The sequence below is a fragment of the Micrococcus terreus genome, assembly GCF_900116905.1.
Taxonomy (GTDB): Bacteria; Actinomycetota; Actinomycetes; order Actinomycetales; family Micrococcaceae; genus Citricoccus; species Citricoccus terreus.
The window spans coordinates 1-12,929 of record NZ_FPCG01000008.1 but is presented as its reverse complement, the minus strand read 5'-3'; the positions used below and the strand labels follow the sequence as shown (position 1 = coordinate 12,929).

The 12,929-nt window shown below is 69.1% G+C and carries 11 protein-coding genes and 1 riboswitch; of the genes, 5 read left to right on the top strand and 6 right to left on the bottom strand.

Annotated features, from left to right (window positions below; all coding sequences use genetic code 11):
* Positions 1-12: 12 nt before the first annotated feature.
* Together BM355_RS09855 and BM355_RS09850 are read right to left on the bottom strand one after the other, a co-directional pair.
* Positions 13-1,338: an SH3 domain-containing protein gene (locus BM355_RS09855; RefSeq protein WP_091697927.1), complete on the bottom strand. Its 1,326-nt coding sequence runs from the start codon at positions 1,336-1,338 to the stop codon at positions 13-15.
* Between the two features lie 126 nt (positions 1,339-1,464).
* Entirely contained in the window at positions 1,465-2,535 is a 1,071-nt protein-coding gene (locus BM355_RS09850) for a phosphotransferase family protein (protein ID WP_091697924.1), read from the bottom strand.
* Between the two features lie 71 nt (positions 2,536-2,606).
* Here BM355_RS09850 and BM355_RS09845 point away from each other — a divergent pair, with 71 nt between their 5' ends.
* Positions 2,607-3,479 (top strand): CPBP family intramembrane glutamic endopeptidase, encoded by an 873-nt coding sequence (locus BM355_RS09845; protein ID WP_245760730.1) that lies wholly within the window; start codon positions 2,607-2,609, stop codon positions 3,477-3,479.
* Positions 3,480-3,502: 23 nt separating this feature from the next.
* Here BM355_RS09845 and BM355_RS09840 read toward each other — a convergent pair whose 3' ends face one another.
* Positions 3,503-4,150 carry a VOC family protein gene (locus BM355_RS09840; RefSeq protein WP_091697921.1) on the bottom strand — a complete coding sequence of 216 codons (648 nt, stop codon included), beginning with the start codon at positions 4,148-4,150 and terminating at the stop codon, positions 3,503-3,505.
* A 129-nt stretch (positions 4,151-4,279) separates the two neighbouring features.
* A riboswitch (SAM riboswitch) is annotated at positions 4,280-4,395 on the top strand.
* A gap of 118 nt (positions 4,396-4,513) precedes the next feature.
* Between BM355_RS09840 and BM355_RS09835 the strand changes: the two genes are divergently transcribed.
* Positions 4,514-5,902 carry a bifunctional o-acetylhomoserine/o-acetylserine sulfhydrylase gene (locus BM355_RS09835; RefSeq protein ID WP_091697919.1) on the top strand — a complete coding sequence of 463 codons (1,389 nt, stop codon included), beginning with the start codon at positions 4,514-4,516 and terminating at the stop codon, positions 5,900-5,902.
* 14 nt (positions 5,903-5,916) lie between these two features.
* The gene (gene metX / locus BM355_RS09830; RefSeq protein WP_091697916.1) at positions 5,917-7,074 is read left to right on the top strand and encodes a homoserine O-acetyltransferase MetX; all 1,158 of its coding nucleotides are present in this window, start codon (positions 5,917-5,919) and stop codon (positions 7,072-7,074) included.
* A gap of 31 nt (positions 7,075-7,105) precedes the next feature.
* Here the strand turns inward: metX and BM355_RS09825 are convergent, their stop codons facing one another.
* Positions 7,106-8,020, bottom strand: coding sequence for an SGNH/GDSL hydrolase family protein (locus BM355_RS09825; RefSeq protein WP_091697913.1), 915 nt, complete (start codon positions 8,018-8,020; stop codon positions 7,106-7,108).
* A gap of 114 nt (positions 8,021-8,134) precedes the next feature.
* Here BM355_RS09825 and BM355_RS14820 point away from each other — a divergent pair, with 114 nt between their 5' ends.
* Positions 8,135-10,093 (top strand): HNH endonuclease signature motif containing protein, encoded by a 1,959-nt coding sequence (locus BM355_RS14820; RefSeq protein WP_143109470.1) that lies wholly within the window; start codon positions 8,135-8,137, stop codon positions 10,091-10,093.
* A 22-nt stretch (positions 10,094-10,115) separates the two neighbouring features.
* A complete protein-coding gene (locus BM355_RS09815) occupies positions 10,116-10,805 on the top strand; it encodes an alpha/beta hydrolase (protein ID WP_091697908.1) in 690 nt (229 codons plus the stop codon).
* A gap of 25 nt (positions 10,806-10,830) precedes the next feature.
* On the opposite strand, the gene BM355_RS09810 is transcribed toward BM355_RS09815, so the two are convergent.
* Positions 10,831-11,088 carry an RNA-binding S4 domain-containing protein gene (locus BM355_RS09810; protein ID WP_091697906.1) on the bottom strand — a complete coding sequence of 86 codons (258 nt, stop codon included), beginning with the start codon at positions 11,086-11,088 and terminating at the stop codon, positions 10,831-10,833.
* 53 nt (positions 11,089-11,141) lie between these two features.
* Positions 11,142-12,758, bottom strand: coding sequence for an AAA family ATPase (locus tag BM355_RS09805; protein ID WP_245760729.1), 1,617 nt, complete (start codon positions 12,756-12,758; stop codon positions 11,142-11,144).
* Between the last annotated feature and the right edge of the window lie 171 nt (positions 12,759-12,929).

The following is a 12,929-nucleotide window of genomic DNA, read 5'->3' as shown; positions in this document are numbered from 1 at the left end:
CGTTCAGACTGATCAGCGCAGGCGCTGGACCCCGATCGCGTTGAAGTGCTGGGCCATGATGCTGTGCAGCACGTAGTCGTGATGGCCCAGTCCCTGCAGGGTGACCAGCCGGGCACGGGAGAATCCTGCGGCGCGGTAGGCAGCGGACCCCTTCTGTGCCGCGCTGAGGGCCGACCAGGTGGGTGGATTGGTCTGTCCGGCCACGTCCAGCGAACCCGCGTACCAGCGCAGGTTCACGCTCTGACGGAATGTTGCGGACGGGGTGGTGGAGGGGATCGGCCCGTTGAAGTGGCCGCCGCCGGCGACCATGATCGCCGAGCCGGTGCGCATCCAGGTCTCAGGGCGGTCCTTGGACAGCTCACCGGAGATGAATTCGGCGCCTCCGGAGTATCCCATCAAGTGGATCCGGTCGGGGCTGATCGAGGGGTTCCTGCCCAGGATGTCCCGGGCGAAGGCGCGCTGCCAGTCGCCGTTCTGATTCACCCGTTCCCACCAGGTGTAGCCGTTGGCCGAGGTGGCGGATGACGGGGTGACCGGGGCGATGAAGACCAGATTGCGCCGGTTGGCCTCGGCTGCCAGGGCGGTGAAGTCCTGGCTCGTGGGATTCTCGGTGATGGAGGCCGCTCTGCCGTAGTAGTCGCCGTCGAAGTAGAACAGTGCTCCGACCGGCTTGGAGTAGTCGATGCCCTGGGTCCGGACGTGGTACGTCGAGGTCATGCCCGCGGCGGAGAAGCGTGCGCCCGTGAGGTTGGCGACCGGGGTGGTGCTCGGCGCGGCAGGACGCAGTGTGGCCGGTGGGGTGGTCGTGAAGAGGTTGGAGGACATCCAGCCGTCGCCGCGGGGTGTGGTGACGCGGTTCCAGACGCCGGAGCGGGTGGAGTGGATGGTGATGGGGGTGCCGGCAGGGATCGTGGCCAGGGAGGTGTAGCTGGTGGAGGGGCCTGTGCGCAGGTTCACGTTCGTCGTGGTCCAGCCGGGGGTGGAGGTGACGGTGGCCGGTGGGGTGGTGGTGAAGAGGTTGGAGGACATCCAGCCGTCGCCGCGGGGTGTGGTGACGCGGTTCCAGACGCCGGAGCGGGTGGAGTGGATGGTGATGGGGGTGCCGGCAGGGATCGTGGCCAGGGAGGTGTAGCTGGTGGAGGGGCCGGTGCGCAGGTTCACGTTCTTCGTGGTCCAGCCGGGGGTGGAGGTGACGGTGGCCGGGACGGCGGACACCACGGGCGCGGTGATGGAGACCGAAGCCAGAGCGAGAGCGGGCGGAGCCATCCCCACGGTGATCGACGCCGCCAGTGCGGCAGAGGCGAGCGACGCGAAGGGCGCGTTCAGGCGGGCGGCCATGATGAGGTCCTCTCAGATGCGATGACCTCACAGCAGGCGCGATGACAGCGGGTGACGGGCGACCGGGGGGGGGGTACTCGTCAGTAGAAGTGAGGTTGCTCACCAGTGTAGTTGAAGGTTCCACTTTCAGCGCAGGGCGTCCATGGCCCGGCCGATCCTCGGCAGGGTCTTGCGCAGCAGCTTCCCCCAGTTCGCCGGACTCGGAGTGCCCTCACGCAGGGAGGCGTCGTACAGCGACTCCAGCGCCATCACGCCCAGCCACACGCGTCCTCGCTGGGCTTCGAACGCATCCCGAGCGATCGCCTCGAGCTTCTCCTCGCCGTGCCAGAGTGAGAGGTACGCCGGGTTCAGCGCCGGGTCCCACACGCAGGCCAGGTCCCAGTCCAGGATGCCCAGCAGCACCCAGCCGGAGGCCTCGCCCTGACCACTCGCCTCGTCCCGACCGCCCGCCGCCAGGCCCAGTCGCCGCACGTCCGGTCCCTCCCGTTCCACCAGCTGCCGCACCGCCGGGCTCCCCACGGGCGCCCAGTGCATGTTGTGCCCGGCCAGATCTCCGTGCACCAGGGACGGCTCCACCACCGGCTCTGCGGTCCAGCGCCGTGCGGCATCCGTCAGCGCGTCCACCGTGCTACCCCAGGAGCCAGGCAGAGTGGCCTCGAACCAGTCCGGCCAGCGCTCGCCGAGCACATCCGGCAGCAACCGCACCGCCGCCGACTTCTCCGGGGTCCACGGACCGCGGAAGGAGAACGCCTCGGCCAGATGCGGGCGCAGCGGCTCCACGTCCACGCGGGCCAGGCGCTCACACAGCTCCCGCAGCACGCGGGGGTCACCGGAATGCGGCGGGTGTGCGGTCCCCGGGACATAGTCCTGCACGACGGCGGCCGTCCCCTTCTCATTCGAGGTCACCTCGGTCAGGGCGCGGGGGAGGGAGATGGCCAGGTCCTGGGCGGCCAGCGCCTCCAGCAGAGCCACGCGCCGCGGGAGCAGCCCGGCGGCCTGGGGGCTCCGGGTCATCCGCAGCACGCCCTGGCCGGGGACCACCAGCACGCGGTGGAACTGTCCGCCCTCCTCCACGGTGCCCTCGGACCAGTCCACTCGGGCCAGTCGATCGCGGGCCTCGGCGGAGAGCCAGGGGAGGGGCCGGGCAGCGGTGCGGACGGCCAGCTCCAGGTCAGCGGGGGTCGGTGCAGAGGCCATGCCCCCACCGTAGCCCCACGTCCTGTCTCGTCCTGTCCTCTCTTGTCAGGGCCTGCTCCTACACTGTCCGGGTGAGCCACCACCGTCATGCATCTTCCGAACAGTCCGCCGGGCACCTGCCCGGCCAGCCGGTCCGAGCCCTGCCTGCTCCGTCCGCACGCGCCGTGGGCTGGGAGATCGGGATCGTGCTGGCCCTGTCCCTGGGCCGTTCGGGCGTCTACGCGATCGTGGACCTGATCGAGAAGATCACCCGTGCACCGCTCCGGGACCAGGTCACCACGCTCAACCCGCCCCTGGCTCCCCGGCCCCTGTTCGATCTGACCTATCAGCTGCTGGGGATCGGCTTCGCCCTGGTCCCGGTCCTGCTGGTCTTCCACCTGCTCTGGATCCACGGGCGCAACCCCTTCCGGACCTTCGGACTGGACCTGCGCCGGCCCGCACGCGATCTTGGCTGGGGCGCCCTGCTGTTCCTGGCCATGGGGCTGGGCACGCTGCTGGTCTATGCGGTGGGGCGCTCGGCAGGTGTGACCACCGCCGTGGTGGGCAGTGCCATGAACGAGCACTGGTGGACCACGCCGGTGCTGATCCTCTCCGCCCTGCGCCACTCCCTGCTGGAGGAGGTGATCGTGGTGGCCTGGCTGATCGACCGCCTGTCCTACCTGCAGCGGCTGCGCTCAGGCGTTCACTCGGCGGGCACCTCCGGTGCCTTCTGGCCGGTGAACCCGTGGGCCGTCGTCGTGATCTCCTCATTGGTGCGCGCCAGCTACCACCTGTATCAAGGTCTGGGCCCGGGAATCGGCAACCTGGTCATGGGACTGGTCTTCGCCGTCTTCTACCTGAAGTACCGCAGGGTGATGCCGCTCGTGGTGGCCCACCTGCTGTTGGACGTGGCCGGGTTCGTCGGATACCCGCTGCTGGCACAGCTGGGCTGGTTCGGCACCTGAACTGGCACCGGACCGGCAGGGACTCACAGGGTGATGGTGCCCTTCGGCGTCTCGAAGCTCACGGACATGATGCCCGGGGTGCCGGAGGGGGCCACGTACTCGATGTCCAGGTCCTCGACGAGCTGATCGGAGTTCTCCAGGCCCAGCCAGGAGCGGACCCGATCGCGGGAGCCGCCGATGGTCACGGTCTTCAGGGCGGCCTCTGCGGGGGCCGCCAAGGAGGGATGCAGATCCGCGGTGCCCTCATCCCACTTGATGATGAAGGGGACCTGGGGATCGGCGATCAGGCCCTTGAGTCCGATCTGCTGCCAGGTCAGCTCCCGGCCGTCCGGGAACTTGCGGTTGCCCGGCACGGCGTTGCGCTCCAGGCGCTGCTCGAACGGGGAGAGGTCGTCCACGGCGACGACCCAGCCCATCCAGCCGCCGCCCATCTCCGAGCGGGCACGCACGGCCTGGCCGAACGCCGCCTTCTCCGAAGCGGGGTGGTCCAGCACCTCCACGACCTCCAGGTACTGGCGGTTGGCCAGGGGGAAGATCGCATTGCGGGTGCCGAAGCGGGGGTGGATGCCGCCCTTGACGCGTTCAATGCCCAGGGCATCGGCCACTCGGGCGACGGTGCCCGTCAGGCCTTCCGGTCCGGCGGCGTACGAGACGTGGTCCAGGCGCATCATGTGTTCATCGTCCCACTTTCAGGGGGAGGCGACGACTTAGGGTCACCTAACTTTGCGAGCTGCGTCACAGTGTGTCGCATGGGCTCCACGGGGTGATCCGGACCGGGTGGATCTGGCACACTGAGGGCAGGTCATGAGTGTCAGCGTCAAGCCCCGGCTCGCTGGCCGGCAACCCTCCAACTCGCGGTGGGGTGCCCCGGGTGAGGACCAGGCAGGCACCACAACGGTGCAGGCAAGCGCGGGCCCACGCCCTGGCTGCCGGTGAGCCGCTCCACAGCGCGCTCCGGGTGATCCTCGGACGCGGACTGATCCAGGGGCGGTAACCGCAGCTGGCGGACAGGCCCTGAGAGATCAGGAGTCACCATGACCCAGGAGCACACCCCCGAGCAGCAGGCTGCAGAGACTGCAGAGACCGCGCAGACTGCAGGGCCCGAGAGCTGGGGCTTCGAGACCCGTCAGGTCCACGCTGGCGCGCACTCCGACCCCACCACCGGGGCCACGGCGCTGCCGATCTTCCAGACCACCTCCTTCGACTTCCCCTCGGCCCAGACCGCGGCGGACCGCTTCGCCCTGCAGGACCTGGGGCCGATCTACACCCGGATCGGCAATCCCACCACCGGCGCAGTGGAGGACAAGATCGCCGCACTCGAGGGTGGGGTCGGCGCCCTGCTGCTCGCCTCCGGCCAGTCCGCCAGCACCTTCGCCGTGCTCAACGTGGCCGGTGCGGGTGATCATGTGGTGGCCTCGGCCTCCCTGTACGGAGGCACCCAGAACCTGTTCAAGCACACGCTGGCCAAGATCGGGATCAGCACCACGTTCATCCAGGACCCGGACGACCTGGACGAGTGGCGCGGCGCCGTCCAGGAGAACACCAAGCTGCTCTTCGGTGAGGTGCTGGGCAACCCCCGTGGAGACGTGCTGGACATCGCCGGCGTGGCTCAGGTGGCCCACGAGGCCGGGGTGCCGCTGGCCGTGGACTCCACGCTGACCACGCCCTACCTGGTGCGCCCGTTCGAGCACGGCGCGGACATCGTGGTCCATTCGGCCACCAAGTACCTCGGAGGACACGCCGCTGCCATGGGCGGGGTGCTGGTGGACGGCGGCAGCTTCGACTACGCCCAGCACCCGGACCGGTTCCCCGGGTTCAACCAGCCCGACGAGTCCTACAATGGGCTGGTCTTCGCCCGGGACCTGGGCGTGGGCAGCGCCTTCGGGGCGAACCTGTCCTTCATCCTCAAGGCCCGCGTGCAGCTGCTGCGCGACTACGGCAGCACCATCAGCCCCTTCAACGCCTTCCTGATCAACCTCGGTCTGGAGACGCTGAGCCTGCGCATGGAACGGCATGTGGCCAACGCCCAGCGCGTGGCCCAGTACCTGGAGGACCACCCCCAGGCCAGCGGGGTGACCTACCCGGGGCTGGCCTCCAGCCGCTGGCACGAGCGGGCCCAGACCTACCTGCCGAACGGGACCGGGGCGGTGCTGTCCTTCGAGATCGAGGGGGGCCGCGAGGCCGGTGCGCGGTTCGTGGACGCGCTGACCCTGCACCACCATGTGGCCAATGTGGGCGATGTCCGCTCCCTGGTCATCCACCCGGCCTCCACCACCCATTCCCAGCTGACCGAGGCCGAACAGCGCGCCGCCGGAGTCACCCCCGGGCTGGTCCGGCTCTCGGTGGGCCTGGAGAGCATCCAGGACATCCTGGCCGACCTGGACCGTGGGTTCGCCGCGGCGGGTTCCGGGGCCGGAGCCTGAGGAACGGGAGCGCCATGACGGACACCCTGACGCGCAGCACGCCCGTGAAGGACGGCCCGCCCGTGCCGGAGAGCGCCCTGCGCACGCACAGCATCGGCCCCTTCGAGTTCGAGACCGGCGGACGGCTGCCGAACGTGGAGATCGCCTACGAGACCTGGGGCACCCTGAACGCGGACCGCTCCAACGCGGTGCTGATCCTGCACGCCCTCACCGGGTCCACCCACGTGGCCGCCACCGCGGCGGACCCGGAGCCGGGGTGGTGGGAAGGACTGGTCGGTCCGGGACGCCCCCTGGACACGGAGAAGTGGTTCGTCCTGGCCCCCAACATGCTGGGCGGCTGCTATGGGACCACCGGGCCGTCGTCGTTGGATCCTGACGGGAGCCCCTGGGGCTCACGCTTCCCCTTCACCACCATCCGCGACTCGGTGCGCGCGGAGGCCCTGCTGGCCGATGTCCTGGGCATCGAGAGGTTCCATGCCGTCGTCGGGGGATCCATGGGCGGCGCCCGGGCGCTGGAGTGGGCCGCCACGTTCCCGGACCGGGTGGCCGGAGTGGCGGTGATCGCCTGTGGGGCGCACTCCACCGCCGAGCAGATCGCCTTCGCCCAGTCCCAGACCGCCGCCATCCGCCTGGACCCGCATTTCGCCGGCGGGGACTACTACGGAGGCCCCGCGCCGGAGGGCGGCCTGGGCATCGCCCGGCGGATCGCGCACATCACCTACCGCTCGGAGGCTGAGCTGCAGGGCCGATTCGGGCGGTCCCCTCAGCCCGGTGAGGACCCCTTCGGGGCGCCCGTGGCCCGCGGGGGGCGCTACCAGGTGGAGTCCTACCTGGACCACCAGGCCGGCAAGCTGGCCAGGCGGTTCGACGCCAACAGCTACCTGGTGCTCACCGAGGCCCTGATGAGTCACGACGTCGGCCGGGGGCGGGGCGGAGAGGGCGCGGCGCTCGCTGGGGTCACCGCGCGCGCCTTCGTGGCCGCGGTCGACTCGGACCGGCTGTACTGGCCCGAGCAGTCCCAGGAGCTGGCGCGGCAGCTGACCGGTTCCGCCAGCCGGGCAGAGGGGCGAGACGTTCCCCTGCACCTGATCAACTCACCGATCGGGCATGACGGCTTCCTGACCGACCTGGAACAGGTCTACCCAGAACTCGTGCAGACGTTGGAGCTGTAGGGGTCCTCCGGTCCGGTGGCTTCGTGAGTGGTCAGTCCCCGTCCGGTCCGGTGCCCAACGGCATCGACTGACCGAAGTTCGCCTCGACCAGATCGGTGATGGGACCAGCCTCCGGACGTTTGGCCGCGCGGCCGTCCCCGGAGGACTGGCCGCGCAGGCGACGCAGCACCCACGGGCCCAGATGCTCGCGCGCCCACCGGGCATCCTCGGCGCGGGCCTGCCGCCAGGTGCGGGGCTCGACCGGTGCCGGCACGGCGGGGTTCAGGGCGTGGGGCACGTTCAGGGTGTCCAGGACCATCCGGGCGATCGTGTGGTGGCCGATGCTGGAGAAGTGCAGGCGGTCGGCATCCCACATCTCCGGGCGGGTCAGCTCACGCAGCGCCCACATGTCCGCGACCACGGCGTCATGCCGGCGGGCGACCACCCTGATGTTCTCGTTGAAGATCGCCACGCGGCCGCGGATCTTGCCCATCACCGGGGTGTCACGGATGTCTGCCCCGTTGAACAGGACGATCGTGGCGCCGGTGACAGCCAGGCGGCCGACCAGCTCGTCGAGCTTCTCGGCGGTGCGGTCCGGGTCGCCACTGGGGCGGATGACGTCATTGCCGCCGGCACACAGCGAGATCAGGTCCGGGTTCAGGGCGACCGCCGGCTCAGTCTGGTCGGCGGCGATCTGGTCGATCAGCTTGCCGCGCACCGCGAGGTTCGCATACGCGAACTGGCGCTGCTCCGGGGTGGCGCCGGCCGTCGTCGGGACCTGCCGTGCCAGCTCCTGGGCCACCCGGTCCGCCCAGCCGCGGTGATAGCCGGGGTGGCGAGGATCCGGGTCACCGATGCCCTCGGTGAAGGAGTCGCCCAGGGCCACATAGCGGCGCCACGGGTGGGGTCCCTGGTCAGGGTGATCGGCGGTGAGGGCGGGCTGCGGGGGCTGTTCAGACTGTGGCACGGCACACCACCCTAGCTGAGTCAGGGGAGAAGGGAAGGGCCGTCTCAGGTACTCCTGGGATCGGTCGAGGGGCCAGCCCTGCACAGGTGACACGCTCGGCGTTCTCGTCCCCAGTTGGCGGGGTGGACCTTAAGGTGTCCGTGGGGTCTGGTCGAATATCAGTACGAGAAGAACGGGTATTGCTCGGAGCAGCTGGAGGAGGTGGTGGTCGTGGCAGCGGTGGTGGATGAGGTGGCAGGTGTGCTGCCTTCGGCTCAGCATGTCGATGCCTCTGCTCTGTGTCTGGGTGAGCTGCTGTCGCTGACTCAACACCTGACTCGAGAGTTGACGGGGCGCCTGGCGCGCCCGGACTTTGTGGAGTCGTTGGATCCGGTCACTCCTTCCGAGGTGGTCTCGTCCGCGGAGGCGGTGACGTTGCCGGTGGTGCAGGAACAGGTGGCTGCTCTGGTGCGGGTGGTGGAGGGTGCGGCGACGGCGGTGGCGGGGCATACGGCCCGGGTGTTTGAGGATCCTCAGGCCCGGCGCCGGTGGTTGGGGTTGCCGCAGGGCAAGACCGGGTTCCGGTCCTCGGCTGATTTCGTGGAGAAGACGTTGCATACTCCGGCGCGTCAGACCCGGGATCGGGAGAACAGGGCGGCTCAACACTTGGCTCCTGCACCGGCAGCAGACGGCACACCGAACACCACCACTCTGGGTGAGGTCTCTGGTGCATTGTGGTCCGGTGCTGTGGATCCGGTGGTGGTGGATGTGATCACCCGGACTCTGGGGGATGCCCGTCGTGCCGCGGCGGCGGCGCGGGCACCGAAGGAGTGGGTGCTGGAGAAGGTTTCCTCTGGTGAGGTGGAGTTGATGGGTCGGGCGCGTCGGGAGCCGCCGGGGGTGATGGTCCAAGTCTGCAAGCGCTGGCTGGTGAGGTTCAAGGACGCGTTGGAGCGGACCACCGGTGAGCCACCGGCTGGGGTGGTGGATCAGGGTCGTGCGGCCCGGTTCGTGCGTGAGGAGAACGGGTTGTTCCTGTGGCACCTGTTCCTGACTCAGTCCCAGCATGAGATCTTCAAGACCGTGGCCTCGGCTGGTGCCAACCCTCGGGCCAGGAAGAACCAGCGGGGTAGGAGTGAATCGTCCCCGGAGGGGGCCGAGAGCGCTGCCAACACGTCCGGGCGGGGCCAGGACCTGTTCAGTCTGTTCGACCAGGCCCAGCGCGCCCAGCAGGCCCGTGGCCACGAGGCCCACGAGAACCACAACGGCCAGGCTGTTCCTGCTGCTGATGCCAGCGGCGCATCAGAGGACGAGGACGAGGTGTTCTGTGCTGGTGTGGCACCGTGGGTGGAGCGGGCGGAGGAGCGGAATCGTCGTCAGGTCGATGCGGTGATCACCGCCCTGACCGCGGCGCTGCGCGTGAGGGATTCGGGGTTGCCGGACACCGGTGGGTATGCCCCGCAGGTGATGGCGGTGATCGACTACGACACCCTGGCCGGGCGGATCCTGGACCACCCGGACCCGCCACCACAACCTGAGGTCCCGACGGAGCTGCTGCGGCCAGGTGAGCCGGGGTATGAGCCTCCGGGGAAGCCACCGCCGGGTGGGGTGGACTTACGGGGGTCTTTGGTGTCCACGGCGGGGTTCACGGGTCCGATCGACCCCAGGGTCATCAGGGCGTGGGCCTGTGACGCCAAGATCCTGCCGGTGGTGCTGGGTGCTCAGGGTCAGATCGTGGATGCCGGGCCGGCCCGCAGGGTGTTCCCGGCCCCGTTGCGCAGGGCGATCATCGCCCGGGACCGGGGATGTGCTGCCCCGGGGTGTGGGCAGCCGGCGACCTGCTGTCAGGTCCATCATGTTCAGCACTATGAGCATGGGGGTCCGACCACGGTGGAGAACGGGGTGCTGCTGTGCGAGCACCACCACCAGGCGGTGCACCATGACCAGTACCGGATCCATATGCGCCACGGGGTCCCCTGGTTCGAAGACACCAGCCCCACCGCCCGGTCCAGGCAGGCCAGCTCGAGGACCGGTGCTGAGCCGGAGCTGACCCGCAACCAGTACTGGGCCGACCACCCAGACCCACCATGGTGAACGGATCACTAGGCTGGTGTGCATGACATCGAGCCCTGAAGCACACCGAGAGCCCACTGTCCGCTGGTCCCGCCCGGAGGAGGAGCGTGAGGGCAGCCACCTGCTGGTGATGCTGCACGGTCTCGGTGCCGATGAGAACGACCTGTTTGGGATCGTTCCGGAGCTGCCGTCCAAGTTCACCGTCGCCTCTGTGCGGGCGCCCATGGCACTGGACTACGGCGGATACACCTGGTTCCCGGTGACGCAGACCCTGATGGCGGATCCGCTGCAGGTGCGGGCGTCGATCGAAGACCTCCGGGCGTGGGTGTTGGACCAGGCGCCCAAGTTCTCCAGCGTCTCGCTCCTGGGGTTCTCCATGGGCATGTCCATGGCGACCTCGCTGATGCGTCTGGACCCCACCGCCTACGCCTGCACCGTGGGGCTGTCAGGATTCGCCATCGACCCCGATGCGGGCCTGGAGCCGGCACAGCGGGGGACCGGTCCGCTGGCAGGGTTCTTCGATGACGCAGCTGTGGCCCAGGCCCAGCCAAAGATGTTCTGGGGCCGTGACCAGGAGGACCCGGTGATCTCCCCTGAGAAGATCGAGTACACGCACGCCTGGGTGACCCAGCATGTGGACCTGACCAAGGTGCTCTACGCAGGCATCGGCCACGGGATCGGGCCGCAGGAGCTACGGCACGTCGGTGAGTACCTGGACTACATGGTCAGGTGATGACCGGCCGGTCAGGCCACGCCGGTCACTGCTGCAGGGCAGAGACGATCTTGAACGCCTCGCCGGAGTAGTCCACCACGTCACCGTGGCGCAGCTGATGGCCGCGGCGCATCTGCGGGGTGCCGTTGACGTGCACCAGCCCGGCGTCGATGACCGCGCGCGCATCGGCGCCGTCCTCCACCAGGTTGGCCAGCTTCAGTGCCTGGCCGAGCTTGATGGACTCATCGCGGATCTGCAGCGGTGCCGGATGGTCAGTGGGGTTGGCAGGTGCGTGATGTTCCATGCACCCATTGTTCACGCTCAGGACGGAATATCCAGAGTGCCTGGCCGGTGACCTCAGGCTCGGGAGTCGTCGTTCCATCCCTCGTCGGCTTGGTCGGACCACTGCTCCTGGCTGGAATCGTCCCCGACGAAGGACACTGTGCTGCTGTAGGGCATGTCACGAGGCATCGGACCGCCGGCGACGAAGCCGAAGTCATAGCCGCCGCCATACTGCGTGATGTCGTCGTGGGCATCATCTGGCTCGGGGGAGCCGGAGAGCAGGCGTCGAGTGAGGGTGTGTTGGGCCGAGTTCAGCTCGTCCAGAGCAGACTTCAGGTCCTCGTCCGTTGGCACAGGATCGGCACCGTCTCGCAGGGCCGCCCGTAGGACAGCTCGGCGCACCAGCTCCTTGGCGAAGGTTCCGGTGGTTCCCTCACTCTGGCCGGCTACGGCGTCGAGGGCATCGGCGGAGAAGGGCAACTCGCCCGCATAGAGCTCCACCAGTCGTCGACGCTCGGCGCGAGCAGGCAGGGGGATCTCCACGGCCAGGTCCACCCGGCCTGGACGCTGAACCAACGCCCGCTCCAGGACCTCGACCCGGTTGGTGGTCATCAGGAACGTCACATCGGCATCGCCGTCAAGACCGTCCAGCGCATCCAGCACCTCGAACAGCAACGGCTGCGGAGAATGGCCTCGCTCCATGGCGACCAGGTCTACGTCCTCCAGGACCACGATGCTGGGTTGGAGCGCACGGGCCAGGCTGGCCGCTTCGGTGACGAGCTGGATAGTCGAGCCGGTCAGCAGGACCACCGTGACGCCGGGCGTGACCGAGACCAGGTGGCGCACGGTCAAGGTCTTGCCGGTGCCCGGAGGGCCGTAAAGGAGCACGCCGCGCTTGAGATGCTGTCCAGCTGCGCGCAGGGCCTGACGTTGTTCGCCGATCCCCACTACATGCGCGGTGATCTGGTCCATCACCCCTGTTGGCAGCACCACGTCATCGCGGGAGATCTCTGGCCGTGGAAGCAGGGTGGCGCCCGCCGTCGCTCCGTAGTCGCTCATCGCGAAGGAGAGGACCTGGCCGCGCAGGACGCTGTGCTCGGTCATCAACGCACGCACGCGCTGCAACAGGGCCGTCGATGCCCCCGCCGAGGGCGAGAGCACTTCCAGCTCGGCGGCCATCCGGCCCGACTCCGGCCGCGCACCGCGCAGCAGCACGGCGCTGGGGACCCCGTCCACGGCGAGCAGCCAGATGCCGAAGGTGACCACCTGCCGGGTGCTGTCCGGCCCTGTGGGACGCGAGGAGTAGTCCACCGGCCCTGGCTCGAAGGGGTGGTGTGGACTGCTGACCAGGTCGCTGAAGGCGTGGTGCACGCGATCGCTTCCCTGGACCCCGATCAGGGTTCCGCCGGAGTCCTCCGCCAGCTTGTTCAGGGCGATGTCGGCATCGGCGAGGCGGTGCTCGGGGAAGGAGTCCTGGGTGACGGGCACGGTCTCGGCGTCCACGCCCAGATGATCCGAGACGACCTGTCCCAGGGGAGTGCGCCGTCGTCGTCCTTCAGCGGCCCCGGCCAGCTGGTTGGCATGCTCCAGGTACCGGGCGACCTGCAGCATCAGCTCACGGTCGAGGCCTGAGAATTCCGCCCCGGACGGAGCCGGACCGCCACCTGCGTTGTCCTGATGTGATGCATCCATGTTCAACCCTCGCCGCCCGCTGGCCCGATCGGAGATGACCGGGTCCTGCGCACGACAGTACCGCGCAGTCATCACGCCTAGATGTACCCGGCCATCAGGTTGGTGGCAGCCGGCTGGCGGGTGGGCGGCCTCCTAGTGCGCTGTGACGGCGTTCATTGTTGTAGTGCTCGA

Bases quoted from the DNA above. Each gene is read 5' to 3' on its own strand.
- BM355_RS09815 (WP_091697908.1), top strand. From the start codon at position 10,116: ATGACATCGAGCCCTGAAGCACACCGAGAGCCCACTGTCCGCTGGTCC.
- BM355_RS09855 (WP_091697927.1), bottom strand. From the start codon at position 1,338: ATGGCCGCCCGCCTGAACGCGCCCTTCGCGTCGCTCGCCTCTGCCGCA.
- metX (WP_091697916.1), top strand. From the start codon at position 5,917: ATGACGGACACCCTGACGCGCAGCACGCCCGTGAAGGACGGCCCGCCC.
- BM355_RS09840 (WP_091697921.1), bottom strand. From the start codon at position 4,150: ATGATGCGCCTGGACCACGTCTCGTACGCCGCCGGACCGGAAGGCCTG.
- BM355_RS09810 (WP_091697906.1), bottom strand. From the start codon at position 11,088: ATGGAACATCACGCACCTGCCAACCCCACTGACCATCCGGCACCGCTG.
- BM355_RS09805 (WP_245760729.1), bottom strand. From the start codon at position 12,758: ATGGATGCATCACATCAGGACAACGCAGGTGGCGGTCCGGCTCCGTCC.
- BM355_RS09835 (WP_091697919.1), top strand. From the start codon at position 4,514: ATGACCCAGGAGCACACCCCCGAGCAGCAGGCTGCAGAGACTGCAGAG.
- BM355_RS09850 (WP_091697924.1), bottom strand. From the start codon at position 2,535: ATGGCCTCTGCACCGACCCCCGCTGACCTGGAGCTGGCCGTCCGCACC.